Source organism: Streptomyces hyaluromycini (genome assembly GCF_002217755.1).
GTDB classification, from domain to species: Bacteria; Actinomycetota; Actinomycetes; order Streptomycetales; family Streptomycetaceae; genus Streptomyces; species Streptomyces hyaluromycini.
The window spans coordinates 261,512-281,418 of the sequence record NZ_BCFL01000027.1; the positions used below are offsets into that span (position 1 = coordinate 261,512).

General features: G+C 70.1%; 17 protein-coding genes and 1 pseudogene. 15 read left to right on the forward strand and 3 right to left on the reverse strand.

Translation table 11 applies throughout. The features are described from left to right. Positions 1 to 67 precede the first annotated feature (67 nt). The 14 genes from SSP29_RS36965 to SSP29_RS37025 all read left to right on the forward strand — a co-directional run bounded on the left by SSP29_RS36965 (position 68) and on the right by SSP29_RS37025 (position 14,411). Entirely contained in the window at positions 68 to 1,465 is a 1,398-nt protein-coding gene (locus SSP29_RS36965) for an APC family permease (RefSeq protein ID WP_089105282.1), read from the forward strand. 394 nt (positions 1,466 to 1,859) lie between these two features. After that, entirely contained in the window at positions 1,860 to 4,505 is a 2,646-nt protein-coding gene (locus SSP29_RS36970; protein ID WP_089105283.1) for a CocE/NonD family hydrolase, read from the forward strand. Further along, positions 4,502 to 5,365 (forward strand): ABC transporter permease, encoded by an 864-nt coding sequence (locus SSP29_RS36975; protein WP_089105284.1) that lies wholly within the window; start codon positions 4,502 to 4,504, stop codon positions 5,363 to 5,365. The genes SSP29_RS36970 and SSP29_RS36975 overlap by 4 nt, the downstream gene beginning before the upstream one ends. A 403-nt stretch (positions 5,366 to 5,768) precedes the next feature. Then, the gene (locus SSP29_RS36980) at positions 5,769 to 7,301 is read left to right on the forward strand and encodes a vWA domain-containing protein (protein WP_089105285.1); all 1,533 of its coding nucleotides are present in this window, start codon (positions 5,769 to 5,771) and stop codon (positions 7,299 to 7,301) included. Between the two features lie 144 nt (positions 7,302 to 7,445). After that, entirely contained in the window at positions 7,446 to 9,356 is a 1,911-nt protein-coding gene (locus tag SSP29_RS36985) for an AMP-dependent synthetase/ligase (protein WP_089105286.1), read from the forward strand. Between the two features lie 198 nt (positions 9,357 to 9,554). Further along, complete coding sequence (locus SSP29_RS36990) at positions 9,555 to 9,911, forward strand: hypothetical protein (RefSeq protein WP_089105287.1); 357 nt, start codon at positions 9,555 to 9,557, stop codon at positions 9,909 to 9,911. Positions 9,912 to 10,016: 105 nt separating this feature from the next. Then, positions 10,017 to 10,301, forward strand: coding sequence for a hypothetical protein (locus SSP29_RS36995; protein WP_150135617.1), 285 nt, complete (start codon positions 10,017 to 10,019; stop codon positions 10,299 to 10,301). Positions 10,302 to 10,565: 264 nt separating this feature from the next. After that, a complete protein-coding gene (locus tag SSP29_RS37000) occupies positions 10,566 to 10,805 on the forward strand; it encodes a hypothetical protein (RefSeq protein ID WP_107436314.1) in 240 nt (79 codons plus the stop codon). Positions 10,806 to 11,067: 262 nt separating this feature from the next. Beyond that, positions 11,068 to 11,313 carry a hypothetical protein gene (locus tag SSP29_RS37005; RefSeq protein ID WP_089105290.1) on the forward strand — a complete coding sequence of 82 codons (246 nt, stop codon included), beginning with the start codon at positions 11,068 to 11,070 and terminating at the stop codon, positions 11,311 to 11,313. A gap of 395 nt (positions 11,314 to 11,708) precedes the next feature. Continuing rightward, positions 11,709 to 12,005 carry a hypothetical protein gene (locus SSP29_RS37010; RefSeq protein WP_089105291.1) on the forward strand — a complete coding sequence of 99 codons (297 nt, stop codon included), beginning with the start codon at positions 11,709 to 11,711 and terminating at the stop codon, positions 12,003 to 12,005. Between the two features lie 306 nt (positions 12,006 to 12,311). Then, positions 12,312 to 12,575, forward strand: coding sequence for a hypothetical protein (locus SSP29_RS37015; RefSeq protein WP_089105292.1), 264 nt, complete (start codon positions 12,312 to 12,314; stop codon positions 12,573 to 12,575). 136 nt (positions 12,576 to 12,711) lie between these two features. Beyond that, positions 12,712 to 12,963 (forward strand): hypothetical protein, encoded by a 252-nt coding sequence (locus SSP29_RS37020; RefSeq protein ID WP_089105293.1) that lies wholly within the window; start codon positions 12,712 to 12,714, stop codon positions 12,961 to 12,963. 289 nt (positions 12,964 to 13,252) lie between these two features. Continuing rightward, entirely contained in the window at positions 13,253 to 13,513 is a 261-nt protein-coding gene (locus SSP29_RS52635; RefSeq protein WP_145968993.1) for a hypothetical protein, read from the forward strand. 67 nt (positions 13,514 to 13,580) lie between these two features. Continuing rightward, positions 13,581 to 14,411, forward strand: a complete 831-nt coding sequence (locus tag SSP29_RS37025; RefSeq protein WP_145968994.1) for a hypothetical protein — start codon at positions 13,581 to 13,583, stop codon at positions 14,409 to 14,411. Between the two features lie 52 nt (positions 14,412 to 14,463). Here the strand turns inward: SSP29_RS37025 and SSP29_RS37030 are convergent, their stop codons facing one another. After that, positions 14,464 to 15,729: an NAD(P)-binding domain-containing protein gene (locus SSP29_RS37030; RefSeq protein ID WP_089105295.1), complete on the reverse strand. Its 1,266-nt coding sequence runs from the start codon at positions 15,727 to 15,729 to the stop codon at positions 14,464 to 14,466. Next, positions 15,729 to 16,988 (reverse strand): carboxylate--amine ligase, encoded by a 1,260-nt coding sequence (locus SSP29_RS37035; RefSeq protein ID WP_089105296.1) that lies wholly within the window; start codon positions 16,986 to 16,988, stop codon positions 15,729 to 15,731. Before SSP29_RS37035 ends, SSP29_RS37030 begins: the two co-directional genes overlap by 1 nt. A gap of 164 nt (positions 16,989 to 17,152) precedes the next feature. Between SSP29_RS37035 and SSP29_RS37045 the strand changes: the two genes are divergently transcribed. Then, positions 17,153 to 18,661: a glycoside hydrolase family 26 protein gene (locus tag SSP29_RS37045; protein WP_174856039.1), complete on the forward strand. Its 1,509-nt coding sequence runs from the start codon at positions 17,153 to 17,155 to the stop codon at positions 18,659 to 18,661. 32 nt (positions 18,662 to 18,693) lie between these two features. Here the strand turns inward: SSP29_RS37045 and SSP29_RS37050 are convergent. Then, positions 18,694 to 19,794, reverse strand: a pseudogene (locus SSP29_RS37050) (GNAT family N-acetyltransferase); the annotation flags it as partial. Positions 19,795 to 19,907 lie beyond the last annotated feature (113 nt).

A 19,907-nucleotide genomic window follows, 5' to 3' on the forward strand; every position in this document is an offset into this window, starting at 1 on the left:
CGTCGGGGTTCCATGCAGCACAGCCCAACCGCCGGAGGCATCCGCACGAGTCGATCGGAACCGCCGCATGACCGACACGCTCCGCCCTGTCGAGAACGCCGTCACAGAGGCGTCCGACAGCCCCAAGACGCTCAAGCGCTCCATCGGAGTGGTAGGCGGCACCCTCCTCACCCTCTCCTGCGTCACACCGGCCTCCACGCTCTTCGTGGTCGTCCCCGACCTTTTCGGCTCCCTCGGGACCGCCACCGCCCTCACGATCGCCATCGGCTCCCTCCTCTGTATCGCCGTGGCCTTCTGCTACTCGGAGCTGGGCACGCTCATCCCCAGCGCGGGCGGCGAGTACGCCATGGTCTCGACGATGGCGGGCCGCCTCGCCGGCTGGCTGGTCTTCGTCCTCTCGCTCCTGGTCGTGATGATCGTGCCCCCGGTGATCGCGATGGGCACGGCCGACTACCTGTCCCCGATCGTCCACCTGGACCCGGCCATGACCGGCGCCGGCGTGATGCTCCTCGCCACCCTCGCGGGCCTGCTCGACCTGCGGGCGAACGCCTGGATCACCGGCATCTTCCTGGTCCTGGAGGTCATCGCGGCGGGCGTGGTGGCCGTGCTGGGCTTCTCCCACAGCCACCGCGGGGTCGACAGCCTGACCTCCATGCAGGTGGCGGACACGGGCGGCCACACCACCACGGTCACCGCCATGCTCGTCGTCTCCGGCCTGGCCATCGCCCTCTTCGTCACCCAGGGCTTCTCCACGGCGGTCTACCTCTCCGAGGAGCTGGAGGACCCGCGCCGCAACGTCGCCCGCACGGTCCTCGCCACCCTCGCGATCTCCACGGTGGTCATCCTGGTCCCGGTGGCCGCGATCACCATGGGCGCCACCGACCTCAAGGCCCTCACCGGCGGCGACATCAGCGCCATGGTCACCGCCTGGTCCAACTCCGCGGTCGGCACCTTCGTCAGCCTCTGCGTGGCCCTCGCGATCATCAACGCGGGCATCGTCATGGTCATCCAGAACTCCCGCGTGCTGTTCGCCTCGGCCCGCGACAAGGCCTGGCCGGCCCCGGTCAACAGCGCCCTCTCCCGCCTGGGCCGCTTCGGCTCCCCCTGGGTCGCCACCCTCGCGGTCGGCGTCCCCGGCGCGCTGCTCTGCTTCGTCAACCTGGACACCCTGTACGGCGTGACGGGCGTCTCGGTGACGGGCATGTACCTCCTGGTCGCCGTAGCGGCCCTGCTCTCCCGCCGGGGCCACCACAAGCACACCCCCGCCTGGCGGATGCCGCTCTGGCCGGCGATGCCGATCCTCCTCATCGCGGTCCTCGCCTACATCCTCACCCAGCAGGAGACGACCTACCTCCTCTGGACCGGCGGCATCACGGCGGTGGCCACCCTCTACTGGGCCTTCTACCTCCGCCCCCGCAAGGACACCCACTGGGTGGTCTCCCTCCCGGAGGACACCCAGGCATAAGGGGACCCACCGCCCGGTCCGGCACCGCCGTAGTCCGCCGCTGTGGCTGATCGCCGTTGCGGCGGGATGGGGGTGGGGCGGCGGTGGGTTGTAGGCGCCGGCGAGAGCAGTCGCCCCAGGGGCGCGGGGCTGTGTCGATGTGCGGCTCCGCCGCGTGGGCGCGATCAGCCCCCACCGGGCCCGCGGGGACCCACCGTCCGGTCCGGCACCGCCGAGTTCCGCCGCTGTGGCCGATCGCCGTTGCGGCGGGATCCGGGGCGCTGGAAGCGCCCCGGTGTCAACCCGGTGTACCGCGGCCGAAGTACACGGCGACGTGCTCGTACTCCTCGGGGATGGCCGGGGGTTCACCCCACCGTCGGCATCGGATGTCGGTCCCGCCCCGTACCGTTGAAGCATGGATCTTCGACCCCCCGGCCTACGAGCCCTGCTTCGGCGGCCGCGGCGGCTTCTGGCCGCCGCGGCCGCCGTCGTCGTGCTCGTCGGCGCCGGCACGTGGACGGCCGTGGCCTCCGACGGCCCGCCCCCGGTGCAGCAGACCGACAAGGTCATGGCAGTGGACGGGGTGCGTCTCGACACCTCGTTCTTCACCACGGCCGGCACCGGCCGACGCCCCGCGGTCCTCCTCGCCCACGGCTTCGGCGGCAGCAAGGACGACATGCGCGCCGAGGCCGAGGACCTCGCCCGCGACGGCTACGCGGTCCTCACCTGGTCCGCCCGCGGCTTCGGCAGATCCACCGGGAAGATCGGTCTCAACGACCCGAAGGGCGAGGTCGCCGACGTCTCCCGGCTCATCGACTGGCTGGCGAAGCAGCCCCAGGTCCAGCTCGACAAGGCCGGCGACCCCCGCGTCGGCATGGCGGGCGGCTCCTACGGCGGCGCGATCTCCCTCCTCACCGCCGCCTACGACCACCGGGTCGACGCCATCGCCCCCTCCATCACGTACTGGAACCTCGCGGACGCCCTGTTCCCGGACGGCGTCTTCAAGAAGCTGTGGGCCGGGATCTTCTTCAACACCGGCGGCGGCTGCGCCAACTTCCAGCCCGAGCTGTGCGCGATGTACAACCGGGTCGCCGAGTCGGGCAAGCCGGACGCGGCCGCGGTCAAGCTCCTCGAAGAGCGCTCGCCGTCGGCGGTCGGCGACCGCATCAAGGTGCCCACCCTCCTCTTCCAGGGCCAGACCGACTCCCTCTTCACGCTCTCCCAGTCGGACGCGGCGGCGAAGGCGATCAAGGCCAACGGCGCCCCCGTCGACGTCGACTGGATCGCCGGCGGCCATGACGGCGGCGACCTGGAGACCAGCCGTGTCGAGGGACGGGTGACCTCCTGGTTCGACCGGTACCTGAAGGGCGACAAGGCCACCGACACCGGCCCGGCCTTCCGGATCACCCGCACCGGAGGCGTCGACTCCACCGACGGCGCCGCCCAGCTGCGCGGCGCGACCTCGGACAGCTACCCCGGCCTGGAGAGCGACCGCAGGTCCATCACCCTGAAGGGCGGCACCCAGCGCGTCGACAACCCGGCCGGCGCCAGCCCGCCCGGCGTCTCCGCGCTGCCCGGCCTCGGCGGTGGCGGCCTCTCCCAGCTCTCCTCCCTCGGCGTCGGCATCTCCCTCGACTTCCCGGGCCAGTACGCCCGCTTCGACTCGGCACCGATGGCCGACACCGTGCAGATCACCGGCACCCCCACGGCCACCGTCCACCTCACCTCCACCACCGACGACGCCGTGCTCTTCGGCAAGGTGTACGACGTCGGCCCGGACGGCACCCAGCAGGTGCTGCCCTCCCAGCTGGTCGCCCCGATCCGCGTCGAGGGCGCCAAGGCCGGCAAGGACGTCTCGATCACCCTCCCGGCCATCGACCACGAGGTGCAGAAGGGCCATCGGCTGCGCCTGGTCCTCGCCTCCACCGACCTCGGCTACGCCTCCCCGACCGCCCCGGCCACTTACACCGTCTCCCTCCAGAGCCCCCTGAGCGTGCCGACGGCACCCCGGGTGGACACGGCCGCCGCGCCGCTGCCCTCCTGGGTGTGGTGGCTGCCGCTGGCCGGCGCGCTGGCCGCCCTGGCCCTGCTGCTCACCGGCCGCCGCCGCACCGCCGGCCCGGCCCCCGCCCCGGCGCTCGCCGAAGTCCCGCTCCAGATAACGGACCTGAGCAAGCGGTACGCGGGCGCCACCGACCGGTACGCGGTCCGGGAGCTGTCCTTCCACGTGGAGAAGGGCCAGGTCCTCGGCCTCCTCGGCCCCAACGGCGCGGGCAAGACCACGACCCTGCGCATGCTGATGGGCCTGATCAAGCCGGACGGCGGCGAGGTCCGGGTCTTCGGCCACGCCATCCGCCCGGGCGCGCCCGTCCTCTCCCGGGTCGGCGCCTTCGTGGAGGGCGCCGGCTTCCTGCCGCACCTGTCCGGCCGGGAGAACCTGGAGCTGTACTGGCAGGCCACCGGCCGCCCGCCCGAGGACGCCCACCTCGACGAGGCGCTGCAGATCGCCGGCCTCGGCGACGCGCTGGCCCGCGCGGTCCGCACGTACTCGCAGGGCATGCGCCAGCGCCTCGCCATCGCCCAGGCCATGCTCGGCCTGCCGGACCTGCTCATCCTCGACGAACCCACCAACGGCCTCGACCCGCCGCAGATCCGCGAGATGCGCGAGGTGATGATCCGCTACGCGGCCGCCGGCCGCACGGTGATCGTCTCCAGCCATCTCCTGGCCGAGGTCGAGCAGTCCTGCACCCACCTCGTGGTGATGGACCGAGGCCGGCTCGTCCAGGCCGGTCCCGTCGCCGAGATCATCGGCTCCGGCGACACCCTTCTCGTCGGCACCGGCACCCCCGTGGAGGAGCCGGTCGTGGAGAAGGTGGCCGCGCTGCCCGGCGTGGCATCCGTGACCAGCACGGACGACGGCCTGCTCGTCCGCCTGGAGCCCGGCGCCGGCGCCCCTCGCCTGGTCGCCGAACTCGTCCGGCTCGACGTGCCGGTGGCGTCGGTCGGCCCGCACCGCCGTCTGGAAGACGCCTTCCTGACCCTGATCGGAGGTTCCGCATGAGCACGCTCACCGAGAAGGCCGCGGTGGCCTCCGGCTACCGGGCGGGCCGCACCCTGCCGCTCCGCGTCGAGCTGGTCCGCCAGCTCAAGCGGCGCCGCACGCTGGTGATGGGCGGCATCCTCGCCGTACTGCCCTTCGTGCTGCTGATCGCGTTCGCGATCGGCGGCGATCCGAGCGAGCGGAACGGCCAGGTCACCCTCCTGGACACGGCCACCGCGTCGGGCGCCAACTTCGCCGCGGTCAACCTGTTCGTGTCGGCGGGCTTCCTGCTGGTCATCCCGGTCGCCCTGTTCTGCGGGGACACGGTCGCCTCGGAGGCCAGCTGGTCCTCGCTGCGCTACCTGCTCGCGGCACCCGTGCCGAGGGCCCGCCTGCTGTGGTCCAAGCTGGTCGTCGCGCTCGGCCTCAGCCTGGCCGCGATGATCCTGCTGCCGCTGGTCGCCCTGGCCGTCGGCACGGCCGCCTACGGCTGGGGCCCGCTCCAGATCCCCACCGGCGGCGCACTCGACACCACCACCGCCACCCAGCGCCTCACGGTCGTGATCGCGTACATCTTCCTGTCCCAACTGGTCACCGCCGGCCTGGCGTTCTGGCTCTCCACGAAGACCGACGCCCCGCTCGGCGCGGTCGGCGGCGCGGTCGGCCTGACCATCGTCGGCAACGTCCTGGACGCGGTCACCGCCCTCGGCCACTGGCGCGACTTCCTGCCCGCGCACTGGCAGTTCGCCTGGGCCGACGCCGTACAACCGCACCTGGAGTGGTCCGGCATGATCCAGGGCACCGCGGTCTCGATAACGTACGCCCTGGTGCTGTTCGCCCTGGCCTTCCGCGGTTTCGCCCGCAAGGACGTGGTCTCCTAGGGCCTGTCGTTTGGATCAGGCCGGCCTGGCTCACGGTGCCTTGTCGGCCGACCCGAGCGGGGCGTGGTGCGTGCAGCTGCAAGGCGGAGGAGGGCGGCGACGCGGTGGGGGCACCTCCCGGCCGAAGGCTGGGGGACGTCGACAACCGACGACAACGCCGCTGGGGGTCCCCCCACGCCTTTAAGGCAGTGGGGGAGTGCGTGCCACGCCTCGCGACGCCGGCATGATCCAAACGACAGGCCCTAGGTCACCGGACGATCTCCCTCCGGCCTCGGCACCCCCGGTCCGTGGCCTCTTCGAGATCCATCCGCAACGCATCGGGGCGCACGTTCCGGCCCCCTGCGCCGTCAGAGTCGACGACAAGTCAGGAAGTCGACTCCGACCGGCACAGGGGGCACACGCGATGGACCGACACCGGACACGACGGCAGACGTGCGGGGCGCTGCTCGCCCTCACCACCGCGGGCGCCCTGCTGCTGACGGGCTGCAGCGCGGACGAGAACCATGCGAACGGCCCGAACCGCACGACCGCCACCCGGGCCCCCGCCCCCTCCCAGGCACAGGGCGACGAGGCCGCCGCGCCCTCCGACCACCTCTCCACCTTCGCCCTCGACGTCGACACCGCCTCCTACGGCTACGCCCGCCGCACCCTCGCCGACGGCGGCCGCCCCGACCCCTCGACCATCCGGCCCGAGGAGTTCGTCAACAGCTTCCGCCAGGACTACCGGACCCCCGAGCACAACGGCTTCACGGTCACCGTCGACGGCGCCCGCACCAGCGAGCCGAACTGGTCCCTGGTCCGCGTCGGCCTCTCCACCCGCCCCCAGTCTCGGCTTCGCTCGACCGGGGGAACCCCCATCGCCGACGACCCCGACGCCCGCCCGCCGGCCGCCCTCACCTTCGTCATCGACGTCTCCGGCTCCATGGACCAACCGGGCCGCCTCGACCTCGCCAAGAAGTCCCTGGACACGATGACCGACCGGCTGCGCGACGACGACTCGGTCGCGCTCGTCACCTTCAGCGAACACGCCGAGACGGTCCTGCCGATGACCCGCCTCGGCGGCCACCGCGCCGAGATCCACGACGCGGTCGACGGCCTCGCGGCCCTCTCCTCCACCAACCTCGGCGAGGGCGTCGAGACCGGCTACGCCACCGCCGTCGAGGGCCTGCGCAGGAACGCCACCAACCGCGTCGTCCTCATCTCCGACGGCCTCGCCAACGACGGCGAGACCGACCCGAACGCCATCCTCAAGCGCATCGACGGCGACCGCCGCGAGTACGGCATCACCCTGTTCGGCGTGGGAGTGGGCAGCGACTACGGCGACGCCCTCATGGAACGCCTGGCGGACAAGGGCGACGGCCACACGGTGTACGTCGCCGACACCGCGACCGCCGACGACGTCTTCTGCCGCCAACTCCCGCAGAACATCGACCTGGTGGCCCGCGACGCCAAGGCCCAGGTGGCCTTCGACCCGCACACGGTCGCCGAGTTCCGCCTGATCGGCTACCGGGACCGCAAGGTCGCCGACAAGGACTTCCGCAACGACCAGGTCGACGGCGGCGAGATCGGCCCCGGCCACACGGTCACCGCCCTCTACGCCGTCCGCACCAACCCCGGCACGGACGGCCACCTCGCCACCGCCACGGTCCGCTGGCTCGACCCCAACACCCGCTCCCCGCACGAGAACACGGGCTCGATGGAGACCGGCGCCCTGCACGACTCGGTATGGACGGCGTCCCCGCGCTTCCAGGTAACGGCGGTGGCGGCGTACTTCGCGGACGCGCTGGCGGGCGGGGACTACGACATGCCGGGAAGTTCGGACCTCGGCAAGCTCCAGGCCCGCGCCGCGACTCTGGCAAGGACGACTGAGGACAAGGACGTCTCCGACCTCGCGACAGCCATTCGAGAGGCAGTCCATTCCCACACCGAGGGCTGACGCGCCCCTTCAGGGGCGCGGGGCTGTATCAACATGCGGCTACCGCCGCGTGGGCGCGATCAGCACAACGCACCCGGCGCACCACCGCACCCCCTGCGGCGAAACCCATTGACCTCCCCTTACTTCCGAGTAAGTTGACGCCCCATGAGCGTACGCAGCGACCTCAGACGAGCACGCCGGCGGACGGATCTGGCCGACCGGGGCAAGGTCGAGGTCATCAAGGACGAGGCCGGTGTCGTCCGGGAGGCGCGCCGACCGCCCCTCGCCGCCCCGCTCACCACCGGCTCCCTCGCCGACCTTCCGTACACCAACGCGGCCGAGGAACCCCACGCCACAGCGATCCGCCGCAGCGAGGGCACCGTCACGGCGGCCGCGTTCGCCGTCCAAGTGACCTCCATAGCCAAGGGGTTGATCGGCGCCGGCCTCGCCGCAGGCGACCGCGTCGCCGTGATGTCCCGCACCCGCTACGAGTGGACGGTCCTCGACTTCGCCGTCTGGGCGGCCGGTGGTGTGACCGTCCCGATCTACCCCACCTCCTCCGCGAACCAGGTGGAGTGGATCGTCCGGGACTCCGGCGCCCGTCACATCGTCACCGAGACCCCGGAGAACACCGCGACCGTCACCACCGGCACCGCCGCCCACCCCGAACCCCCGCGCATCTGGGAGCTGGACGCCGGCGCAGTCACCGATCTCACCGTCCTCGGCCGGGAGATCCCGGACGAGGAGGTGACCAAGCGCCGTAGCACCCTCACCCCCGACACGACCGCCACGGTCTGCTACACCTCCGGCACCACCGGCCGCCCCAAGGGCTGTGTCCTCACCCACGCCAACCTGCACGCCGAGGCCGCCAACACGGTCGAGCTGCTGCACCCGGTCTTCCAGGCGGTCACCGGCCAGACCGCCTCCACCCTGCTGTTCCTCCCGCTCGCCCACATCCTGGGCCGCACCCTCCAGATCGCGTGCCTGATGGGCCGTATCGAGATGGGCCACTTCCCGAGCGTGAGACCGGACGAACTCCGGCCCGCGCTGCGGGAGTTCCGGCCGACGTTCCTGGTCGGGGTGCCCTACCTCTTCGAGAAGATCCACGACACCGGACGGGCGACGGCCGAGAGGATCGGGCGCGCCGCCTCCTTCGACCGCGCCGAGCGGATCGGGGTGCGGTTCGCCGAGGCGTATCTCAGCAAGTTCCTCGGCACGGGGAAGGGACCCGGGCCGGGCCTTTACGCCGCCTGGGCGTTGTACGACCTACTGGTATACCGCCGTATCCGCAGGGAACTCGGCGGCCGGATGCGGTACGCCATCAGCGGCGGCTCACCGCTCGACCGCGACCTCAACCTGTTCTTCCACGCGGCCGGGATCGTCGTCTACGAGGGCTACGGCCTGACCGAGACCAGCGCGGCCGCCACCATCGTGCCGCCGCTGGCGCCCCGCCCCGGCACGGTCGGGCAGCCCATCCCGGGGACGGCGGTCCGGATCGCCGACGACGGCGAGGTGCTGATCAAGGGGCTGGTGGTCTTCGGGTCGTACTGGAAGAACCCGGAGGCGACCGCCGAAGTCCTCCCGGACGACGGCTGGTTCGCGACCGGTGACCTCGGGGCGCTCGACGAGGGCGGCTATCTCACCATCACCGGCCGGAAGAAGGACCTCCTGGTCACCTCCGGCGGCAAGAACGTCTCCCCGGCCGTCCTGGAGGACCGGCTGCGCAGCCGGTCGCCCGTCGGCCAGTGCCTGGTGGTCGGTGACAACCGGCCGTTCGTCGCCGCGCTGATCACTCTCGACCCGGAGGCGGTCGCCCACTGGCTGTCCGTACGGAAGCTGCCCCCGGACACCCCGCTGTCCGAGCTGGTGCGCGACGAGCGGATGCGTGCCGAGGTGCAGAAGGCGGTCGACTACACCAACGAGGCCGTCTCCCGCGCCGAGTCGATCCGTTCCTTCGCCCTGGTCGAGGGTGAGTTCAGCGAGGACAACGGGCTGCTCACCCCGTCGCTCAAGCTCAAACGGCACGCGGTGACGGCCCGCTATGCCGACGAGATCGAGGCGCTGTACCGCGGCTGACGCGGCATTTGCCGTTGCGCCGTCCGGATTCCCCGCGGTCACTCACTCGATCGGCCGTGCTCGCCTTGCGGGCTGGATCTGCTCGTGGTCATGTCTCCCCGAAAGGCGCATGAAGGACATTCAGGCGCCGTGGTCAAGGGCTCGATCGCCGTCGGCGGCGGGCCCGGCGAACTCCCGGGAGGACCATTGCCCCGCCGTATGCTCCGCTCCGCGGCCACCGTGCTGGTGGTTTCCGCACCGCTCTTCACTGCCGCGCACGCACGGGCAGCGTCGGGGGACTTTCCCTGCGCCGTCGCCATCCAGAAGATCAGCTCCTCGACGACCAGCGGGGTCAGCCTCACCCTTTTCTGCGGTCGGACGCAGACCGTCGACGTGAGCATCGCGGCGGGTGGCGCCGAGCTCGCGAGTCTTCAGGAGACCGTCCAGGCCGGCGTCCAACGGACCGTCAGCCTCACCGTGCCCAAGGTTCCGCAGGTCTGCGCCACGCTGCGGACCGGCGGTGTGAGCACCTCGGTGTGCACCCCCGAAGACAGTCGGTCGTCCGAAAAAAGTTAATAGTTCGATTAGTTACACTCGGTTGGCCGTGTCTGGAATGTGGAGATAAGTGAGGTGCATGTTATCGTCTGTGACGAGTCGGACACGGTCCGTGAAGAGGGTCGTGTGCGTGAAGAAATCGGAGACATCATGCAGAAGCTCAAGAAGGCCGCTGCCGTGGCGGTCATGGTCGGCGGCATCGGGCTTGTCGGGGGAGGGGTCGCCAGTGCCGGTGAGGGGCACTACAGCGACCCGTACCCTGGCGGCTTCGCCGTCAACAACCTGCAGCTCGCGGACTGCCAGCAGTCGTTCGACGGCGGCGCCGCCTTCGTTCCTGCCAATGGCGCGGTCACCGGCGACCTGAACCAGAACATCGGCAACTTCTGCTCGAACGTCAACCTGGGGCACTGATTTCAAGGGCGCCGTGGAGAGCCGGTCTCGTGCTGCTGCGCGAGGTCGGCTCCTCGCCGTGTGCCGAGGTGTCGGGTTGCGGCGGCCGGCTTTGCGGCCTGCCCGCCCGATGATTTATATCCGTTATGGGATTTATAGATCGATTAGAGATACTTGATGGGGGCGTGTCTGAAGTGTGGCGTTAAGTGAGGTGTGTGTTATCTTCTGTGACGAGTTTGGCACGGTCCGTAAGGGGGTCGTGTGCGTGAAGAAAACGGAGACATCATGCAGAAGCTCAAGAAGGCCGCTGCCGTAGCACTCATGGTCAGCGGCATCGGCATCGCCGGCGGTGGTATCGCCAGCGCCAATGACGGTCCGGAGGTTGCCATCGACAACCTGCAGGTTGCGCGCTGCCACCAGACGTTCGACACCGGCGCCGTCTTCGCTCCTGCCAACGTTGCGACCACCGGCGACCTGAACCAGAACATCGGCAACTTCTGCTCGAACGTCAACCTGGGCCACTGATTTCAAGGGCGCCGTGGAGAGCCGGTCTCGTGCTGCTGCGCGAGGTCGGCTCCTCGCTGTGTGCCGAGGTGTCGGGTTGCGGCGGCCGGCTTTGCGGCCTGCCCGCCCGATGATTTATATCCGTTATGGGATTTATCGATCTATTGGCGGTGCTCGATGGGGTGTGTCTGGAATATGGCATTAAGTGAGGCGCGTGTTATCTTCTGTGACGAGTCGGGCACGGTCCGTAAGGGACCGTGTGCGTGAAGAAATCGGAGACATCATGCAGAAGCTCAAGAAGGCCGCTGCCGTAGCGCTCATGGTCAGCGGCATCGGCGTTGCCGGTGGCGGTATCGCCAGCGCCAATGACGGTCCGGAGGTTGCCATCCGCAACCTGCAGGTTGCGCAATGCCACCAGGACTTCGACGCGGGCGCCGCCTTCGCTCCTGTCAACGGTGCGACCACCGGCGACCTGAACCAGAACGTCGTCAACAACTGCAATAACATCGCCGTCCTCGGCCTGCACTGATTCAAGGGCGCTACGGAGAGCCGGTCTCGTGCTGTTGCGCGAGGCCGGCTTCTCGTTGCGTGCCGAGGGTGTCGGGTCTCCGGTGCGCTGCCGGGGAGCGCCTCCGGTGGGTGAGGGTGGGGTGCGTGAGGCCCTCGTTCAAGTGCCCGTCGGAGGCCCTTTGTCGCGTGCGGCCTGGTGCGCCGAATGGCGGGGTCGGTGAACGGGCCGGCCGTGCCTGCTTCTGGTCCAGGTGGTGGGCCGGCTCTGTGGTCTGCCGGCCCGGTGACTTCGATAATTTATGGGCTTTATGGCGCTATTAGGTGCACTCGATCGGGTGTGTCTTGAATGCAGCATTAAGCGAAGTGCGTGTTACCGTCTGTGGCGAGTCGGGCACGGTCCGCAAGGAGGACCGTGTGCGTGAAGAAAGCGGAGACATCATGCAGAAGCTCAAGAAGGTCGCTGCCGTAGCACTCATGGCCGGCGGCATCGGGCTTGTCGGTGGAGGGGTCGCCAACGCCGGCGCGGCGCACTGCAACGACCCGCGCCCCGATGGCGTCGCCATCAACAACCTGCAGCTTGCGGACTGCCGGCAGTCGTTCGACGGCGGCGTTGCCTTCGCTCCTGTCAACGGTGCGACCACCGGCGACCTGAACCAGAACATCGGCAACGCCTGCGTGAACAGCAACGCCCACATCGTCGACGTCGACTGATTCGAGGGCGCTACGGGGAGCCGGTCTCGTGCTGTTGCGCGAGGCCGGCTTCTCGTTGTGTTCCGAGGGTGTCGGGTCTCCGGTGTGCTGTGGGCCGAACGGGAGCTCGGTGAAACGGGCCGACCGTGCCTGCTCCTGGCCCGCGCGGTGACCGGCTCCGTGACCTGCCTATCCGATGAGTTATATCCGTTATAGGACTCATGTATCCATTGAAGACACTCGATCGGGTGTGTCTGGAATGTGGTGTTAGGCGAAGTGCGTGTTATCGTCTGTCACGAGTCAGGCACGGTCCGTAACGAGGGTCGTGTGCGTGAAGAAATCGGAGACATCATGCAGAAGCTCAAGAAGGCCGCTGCCGTAGCACTCATGGTCAGCGGCATCGGCATCGCCGGCAGTGGTATCGCCAGCGCCAATGACGGTCCGGAGGTCTTCGTCGACAACCTGCAGGTCGCGCGCTGCCACCAGGACTTCGACGCGGGCGCCGCCTTCGCCCCTGCCAACGGTGCGACCCTCGGCGACGTGCACCAGAACATCGGCAACTTCTGCTCGAACGTCAACCTGGGGCACTGATCTCGGGACGCCGGCGGCAGTCGGGTCCCATAGGCGGAACAAGGGGATGTCGAGGTAGTGAGAACTCGGCGTCCCCTTGCCGTGTCAGTCGTATCCCGCCGTCGCGGCGGTCGAGAGTCAATACACGGAGGTTTACGTGCGCAGGTTCAAGAAGGTCATGCTGGTGACCAGTGTTCTCGGTGGCGTCGGCCTTGCGGCGGCCGGTACCGCCCAGGCGGCGGACTGCGGCGACGAGCCGCCCCACACCACCGTCAAGAACGCCCAGCTTCTGGACTGTGACCAGGCGTTCCAGTCCTCTCTTGTCACCATCAACGCGCCGATCACTGTCGGCGGAGACCTTACCCAGAACATCGGCAATTTCTGCACCGCGATCGCGCCGGGAAAATGATCGGCTGACGGTCCGGCGGCTGGTGGGGGAAGAGGGCCTGGGCTGTTCGCAGAGATGTACCAATGGGGTCAGCGGCCGCGCACGGCGGCCGCTGACCTTTTTTCACATCAAAGCGCCGACCGTCAATCGCAATTAACCTCAATCGTCCTATGGCGCCATGCGGATGAAAACCGGCCGCGGCTCGGCCGAAAGAGGGGTTACCGCTTGATACGGGTTTTCCCGCTGAGGCACCATCGGGTTCATCCTTCTGCTGAAGAGGGTGTGAGCCGGTCCACGCCTCGGAGGGGACATGGGTAATTCGATCATCATGCCGCGCTGTCCGGAGACGGGGAAAGCGTCGTTCCGCACCGAATCCGAGGCGAGATGCTGGCTGATCAAGCAGCCGCTGCTGGAGAGAATCCCGGACCGCATCTACCTCTGCTCGGAATGTCGCTATTGGCATTTCACCGGGTCCCATCACTGGACCAGTCAGAAAATCGGATGGCAGCGAAACTACGGCAGACGTGAGGCCGCGTCCCGGCGCCACAGCGGACGGCGGAAGAAGAACTGACCACTCACCTGCCGCAGCCGCCCGATTTCCTCTTCCAGCTTCTTCTTCGACCAGAAAGACGACCAGAATGCGACAGAACCTGAGCAAGGGAATGATCGTGGCCGGTTGCGCGACGACCCTCCTGTCGCTGTGGGGCATCCCGGCGCTCGCGGACTCGCGGACCGACGCGGCCACGGCCGAGACACTCGGCACCCTGTCCGGCCACAGCGCCGCCGACGTCCCGGTGGACGCTCCAGCGAAGACCGACGACGTGCCGGCCTACGGGGCGCAGGGGGCCGACCGGGGTGCCGACCGGGGAGCCGAAGGCGGTGACGCCGGCAGGACGAGTGATCACGGTCGCACCGGTGGTCAGCGCGACGTCGACGGTTACGGCGACGACAGCGGCTCCGGCCGCGTGGTCGGGCAGGGTGATTCGGGTGGCTCCGGGGGGATCGCCGGGCAGGGTGATTCGGGTGGCTCCGGGGGGATCGCCGGACACGGTGATTCGGGTGGCTCCGGGGGGATCGCCGGACGCGGTGACTCCGGCGGCTCCGACTGGATCACCGGACTCGGCGATGTGAGCGGCTCCGACTGGATCACCGGGCACGGTGTCGACAGCGGCCGGGGCGACGACGTCACCGGCGACTACGGTGACGACGAAACTCCGCCCACGACTCCCCCCGCACCGCTGCCGTCCTCGCCGCCCCGGGTGGCGACACCGCCCAAGCCGGCTCCGCACGTGCACACCCCGTCCTCCGGGCCGTCGACGGCGCCGCCCGCAGCACGCCCCGAGCAGCCACCGTCCCTCGCAGAGACCGGGGTCGGCAGCGAGACCACGGCTGCCTCGGGCGTTGCCGCGTTCCTGATGGCGAGCGGGGTCATCTTCTATCGACGGGGCCGGGCCGCGTCCCGTCGGTAGTGCTCTGCGGCAGGGGGCCGGACCTGGCACGTCCGACCCCCGAGGCCTACCGTCAGCAGCGGGCCCGCGACGGTGCTTCCGCGGTGCTCCATCCCACCCGCACGGGCGACGCGTCGCTGAGCGGTGTGCCGCGCAGGCGGCGGCGCACCCCTCGTACCAGTGCCGTGGCCGTGAACGTGGCTCCGTGGACGAAACGCATGGCGGGGCCGAACGATGAAGCGGTCAGCAGGCCTGCCAGGAAAAGCCCCGGGTGCGAGGACTCCAGGTCCCGCCCGGCGACCGGGGAGCCGTCGGCCGCCGTCGCGAGGCCGCCGCGCAGCTCGTCGGAGAGCAGGCCGAGCCGGTCCAGGGTCGCCCGGAACCCCGTTGCGGCGATGACGTGTTCGGTCTCCAGTGTCAGCGGCCCCCCGGTCAGGCTGACCGTGTCCAGCCGCACCCCGCCCGGCACCGCACGAGCCGCGGTGATGTCCCGGTCGAGCAGCACCTCCACCGCCGACTCCACCCGGTCCCGCACCCACCAGGCTCCCGCCGGGCCCAGCGCGGTGGCCGCGACGCGGGTGCGGACCGACTCGGGGAGGTGTCGGAAGAGGCCCGGGCGCTCGGCGTAGAACCAGTTGCGCCAGCCGCAGCCCAGGCCGCTGTGCGGCAAGCGGGCCGACTGCCACCAGGGACGCTGCCAGGCAGGTGGCACATCGTTCCAGTGCAGTCGGTCGGCCCGGGCCATCACCCTTACCCGAGTTCCCTGTTGGGCGAGCAGCGCCGCGGTCTCCAGGGCCGCCTGGCCGCCGCCGATCACCGTGACGTCCCTGCCACGGAATTGTTCGAGGTCACTGTGATGGCTGCTGTGCGAGACGAGCGAGGGATGCAGACGGCGCAGCGGAGCCGGCATCTGTGTGAAGGGCATGACACCGACCGCCAGCGCCACCGTCTTCGCGTGCAGCACCTCTCCGTCCTCGGTGACCGCCTCGAACCCGGCCGGATGGGTCGCCACCCGGCTCACCATGCGCTCGTCCACCGGGGGGACGGCGTTGGACGCGAACCACAGACCGTATGCGGCGAACGTCGCCACCGGGATCGGCTCGGCGTGACGGGCCGTCATCCCCTGTGTGGCGCAGTACGCGTCCAGCCGCCAGCGGCCCTCGGGATCCGTGAGGTTGGAGGCCCACGGCTCGGACTTCAGGAACATACCGGGTGGCATGTGGTCCCGCCAGGAGGCCATCGGCCGTCCCAGCACGCGCAGGTTCAGCCCGGCGGCCGCCGCGTGGGACGCGATGGACAGGCCGTACGGGCCGGCGCCCACCACCAGAAGGTCGTACATCAGGAGCTGCTCGCTTTCTCGTCGTCGGTCGAAGTCGATGTGGCTCTCTGAGGGGTCAGGCGCACCGGAGCGGGCGCCGACGCGGCAGCGCCCAGTCGCTGATGCAGTCTGCGTGGCACATGACGGCACCACAGCGCCCACATCGCGCGGCCGGGTGCGGAGTCGTCCCGGGCGTGCCAGGCCAGTTCACGCCCACCCGGGGCCGGCTGCAGCGCGGCGAGCGGCGCGTAGTTCTCCACCACGAAGACCCGCCCCGCCCTCGGTGCGCCCTCCGGCAGCGGACGGTGTGTCAGGTCGAGGTGCAGGGCTCGTACGACGTCCAGGCCGGCGGTGTCGGAGAACAGCCGGAACTGGGCACCGGGACGTGGGTTGAAGTCCAGCAGGTGGTAGCGTCCCGTCGCGCCGCACTGCCGGAAGTCCATGTCGAGGACGCCGCGGTAGCCCAGTTCGGAAGTGAACCGCTCGGCCAGCGCCCGTACCTCCGCGTTGGGGGCCCAGTAACCGACCGCGGTCAGCCCGGCCCCGCGCGGCCAGGCTCGCTGTTTGCATCCGACTCCGCCCGCGCGGACGATGCCGAAGCGGTCGGCGTACCCGTGGAAGAACCAGTCGCGGCCCGGCCCCGGTGGCAGACGCTGCTGCAGCAGGAGCGGGCTGCCCGCCTCATCGGCGCGTGCATACAGCTCCCGCGCCTGCTGAGTGGATGTCACCACCGTCGTGCTGCGCAGTCCGCCGCCGGCCGGCAGCAGCCAGGGCCGGCTCCATTTCGCGACCGCCGGCAGACCCAGTCGAAGGACGGCGCCGACGGCCTGGGCCGGACTGTCCGGGACCAGGGTCACCGGATGCGGAACGCCCACGGACGCACACAGGGCGGCCAGTTCCGCCTTGTCGGCGAGGCGTTCGGGCAGCACACCGGAAGCGGCCGGCAGCAGATAGAAGGGCGCCAGCGCCTCGCCCATGCGACCCACGGCGATCGCGCTCGCGTCGTCCATGGGGATCAGAACGGCGGGATGCGCGATCCGGGCGGCCACCTGACGCAGCACGTCGGCGATCTCGCGGGGGGAGGCCCCGAACGGTGGCGGAGGATGCATCCGGTGCACGAAACGCGATCGGGATACGGGACTTCCTGCGGAATCGGCGACCACGTGTACCTCCACACCGGCTCTGCCGAGTGAGCGCACGGCCCCCAGCGTTCCGTGGTGAAAGGGATTCCGGTCCACGCGCAGCACAACTGCGGGGACGCGGATGTCGAGAAGTGACACGGGCTTTGTTCCTTCGCGTCGGTTGACCCGTTCGGGCGAGCAAGGCACTCGAAAGCCATGGGGCGGTGGCGTTTTTTCATTTCATGTGACTGACTTCATATGACAGGGCGTCAGCAATGCGGATGGACAGGGCGCAGACAATGCGGCAGTGGAGAGGAACAGGAATGGCCCCACAGCAGAGCCGGGTCCGGACGGGGCGGCTGGCAGTCGTGGCCGCGACAGTCGTCGCCTCGGTCGCGCTGGCGTCCGGCACCGGCCTCGCGGCGGGGACGGTGCGCCCGGCCGGCAGCCCCGTTCCGACCCCGGTCACGACGCCGCCCGCGGTGACCGCACCGTCCGCGCCGTCCGCATCGGTGGCGCCGGCCGTGCCCGCGACCACGCCGGTCCCGTCCGTCCCCGAGCCGCAGAAGCCGGTCCCGTCCAGGCCCGCCACCGCGACGAAGCCGACCACCGCGACGAAGCCGACCACCGAAACGAAGCCCGCCACCGCAACGAAGCCGACCACCGAAACGAAGCCGACCACCGCAACGAAGCCCGCCACCGAAACGAAGCCGACCACCGCAACGAAGCCCGCCACCGAAACGAAGCCCACCGCCGCGACGAAGCCCGCCACCGCGACGAAGCCGACCGCCGCGACGATGCCGACGCCCCGGGAGGAGACTCCCGCGTACGGTGCCTTTCTCGGTTCCGGTTCCCTGGGGATGGCTCGCATCGAGTCCTTCAGCCGCTGGCTGGGCGGTGCAGACGTGCGCGTCGGCCACACGTATTTGCCGGGCGACCACTGGCAGGACATCGAGGGCGATCCCCGCTTCCTCGACACGTGGGTGCGTTGGCGCAGGGAGAAGGACGACCGGATGCTCGTCCTCAACGTGCCCCTGCAGGAACACAACGAGGAGGGCCTCTCCGACACCACCGTCCGGGCGCTGTTGCGGCAGGGCGCGGCCGGAGAGTTCGATCAGCACTTCCGTGTCCTCGCCGAGCGGCTGGTCGCCGCGAAGGTGCCGGACACGGTCCTGGTGCTGGGGTGGGAGATGAACGGCACGACGTACACCCACCGCTGCGGGCCGGATCCGGAGGCCTGGAAAAAGTACTGGAGAAGAATCGTCACCGTCATGCGTTCGGTGCCGGGCCAGAGGTTCCGGTTCGACTTCGCACCGAGCCGCGGTCTGGACGCCGTCGCCTGGACCCGGTGTTATCCGGGGGACGACACGGTCGACATCATCGGAATGGACGCGTACGACCAGCCGCGCGGTCTTTCTTTCGACGAGCAGGTGAAGGAGCCCTACGGACTGCAGGCGCAGGTGGATTTCGCGAAAGCTCACGGCAAGCCCATTTCCTATCCCGAGTGGGGTCTCTTCCGAAACGGCGACAACCCCGTGTACATGCGGCGCATGCTTGAGTGGATGGACCAGCACAAGCCGCTGTACAACACGCTGACCGACTACTGCCCTCACGGTGTCTGGGAGTGCACCTCCCATTCCCTCTCGTCTCTGGTCTACCGGTCGTTCCTCTTCTCTTCGGCGAGCCGGCCCGTCGCGTCGGCCGCATCCACGGCATCCGCCCCGCAGCCGGCCGCGATTGGTTGCCCGCCGTCGGCCCTCGGCGACTGGCTCCGGCACTCGCTCGGCGTGCTGCCGTGGCTGCGCCCCGAGTCGTGGTTGTGCGCCCGGTGACGGTCCGCGTCGGCGGCGGGCGCCGGGGCCGGTCCGCCGTCACCGGCACGCGCGGCCAGGCGGCGCAGCACCTCCTTGCCGCGCCGGCGCGCGACCACGTCCCAGGCGACCGCCGACATCAGCGGAGCGGTGGGCCGCCGGGCCAGAAGCAGCCGATGGTTGGGGACCGCCCGTGGCCGCCAGTGGTGCTTGTACGGCTCGTCGCCACGCAGGAGGCTCAGCGTGGCCGGCCCGTCCGCACGCATGTGCCGGGTGCACGCATCGAGCAGCATGACCGCCACGTCCGCCTTGCGTTCGCGCAGGCGCGGATGGGCGCCGTACAGATAGGCACCGGCGAGCCGCCGCGACAGCAGGGTCAGATCCACGGCCACCACGTCGTCGTCGATCCGGAACTCGGTGACCATCGCGCTTCCCGAGCGCACCATCGGCCCCACCGACCGCACCAGGTGTTCGCAGAACCGGCTGCGCAGATGCTCCGGCGTCACCTTTCGTTCCTGCCACTGGAGCCGGTGCAGCTCCAGCAGTCTGCGCAGCGCCGCGTCCACCTCGTCCGGCCGTACGACGTTCCGCTCCACGCCGAGCGCCTGGAGCCTGCGGAGCTTGGCCCGGACCCGCTGGGCCCTGCCCGAGGGCAGCCGGGAGAGCAGTTCGTCCATGGGCAGGGCGGGCAGTTCCAGGCACAGGGAATCCTGCATCCGCAGCCTGGGGCCGCCCCAACGGTCGTACACCTGCTCGACAGCGCTGCCTGGGCGTACTTCGCGGAAGTCGATCAGCGCGGTGCGGGCGGCGGCCGACAGGCCGTCCGCGAGGGCGGCGGTCGCACGGTCGGCGCGCTCGTCGTCGATCAGTACGTCCGAGTGGTCGGAGATGCTGCCGCCCAGCGGGATCAGCACCGGCAGCGGGCGGCGCCGGAGCATCAGGGGAGCGGCGGCGACCAGGTCGCCGCCCTCCCGTACCAGGAGCAGCCGGAGCCGGCCTTCCCGGCCGTAGGACAGCCACCACGAGTGCAGCCAGGCGTGGCTCTGGAACGGGGTCGCCGTGCCGCACCGCGCGTACAGCCGTTCCCAGTCCGTCGCCAGTTCGGCGAAGGCGGACCCTTCGGTCACGAGTTCGGTGGAGAACGCGGGCCTCACCGGGTGCTCCGTTCGCGCTCCGGATGCCGGCGGTGTGTGCTGCGTGGGAACCGATCCTGCACAGTTACCTCCTTTGCGAGGAATCCGGGTTGGTGCCAACCCGGCGCGTGTCG

Coding starts and splice junctions, on each gene's coding strand:
- SSP29_RS36965 (WP_089105282.1), top strand. CDS start 68: ATGACCGACACGCTCCGCCCTGTCGAGAACGCCGTCACAGAGGCGTCC.
- SSP29_RS36970 (WP_089105283.1), top strand. CDS start 1,860: ATGGATCTTCGACCCCCCGGCCTACGAGCCCTGCTTCGGCGGCCGCGG.
- SSP29_RS36975 (WP_089105284.1), top strand. CDS start 4,502: ATGAGCACGCTCACCGAGAAGGCCGCGGTGGCCTCCGGCTACCGGGCG.
- SSP29_RS36980 (WP_089105285.1), top strand. CDS start 5,769: ATGGACCGACACCGGACACGACGGCAGACGTGCGGGGCGCTGCTCGCC.
- SSP29_RS36985 (WP_089105286.1), top strand. CDS start 7,446: ATGAGCGTACGCAGCGACCTCAGACGAGCACGCCGGCGGACGGATCTG.
- SSP29_RS36990 (WP_089105287.1), top strand. CDS start 9,555: ATGCTCCGCTCCGCGGCCACCGTGCTGGTGGTTTCCGCACCGCTCTTC.
- SSP29_RS37000 (WP_107436314.1), top strand. CDS start 10,566: ATGCAGAAGCTCAAGAAGGCCGCTGCCGTAGCACTCATGGTCAGCGGC.
- SSP29_RS37005 (WP_089105290.1), top strand. CDS start 11,068: ATGCAGAAGCTCAAGAAGGCCGCTGCCGTAGCGCTCATGGTCAGCGGC.
- SSP29_RS52635 (WP_145968993.1), top strand. CDS start 13,253: ATGGGTAATTCGATCATCATGCCGCGCTGTCCGGAGACGGGGAAAGCG.
- SSP29_RS37025 (WP_145968994.1), top strand. CDS start 13,581: ATGCGACAGAACCTGAGCAAGGGAATGATCGTGGCCGGTTGCGCGACG.
- SSP29_RS37030 (WP_089105295.1), bottom strand. CDS start 15,729: ATGTACGACCTTCTGGTGGTGGGCGCCGGCCCGTACGGCCTGTCCATC.
- SSP29_RS37045 (WP_174856039.1), top strand. CDS start 17,153: ATGGCCCCACAGCAGAGCCGGGTCCGGACGGGGCGGCTGGCAGTCGTG.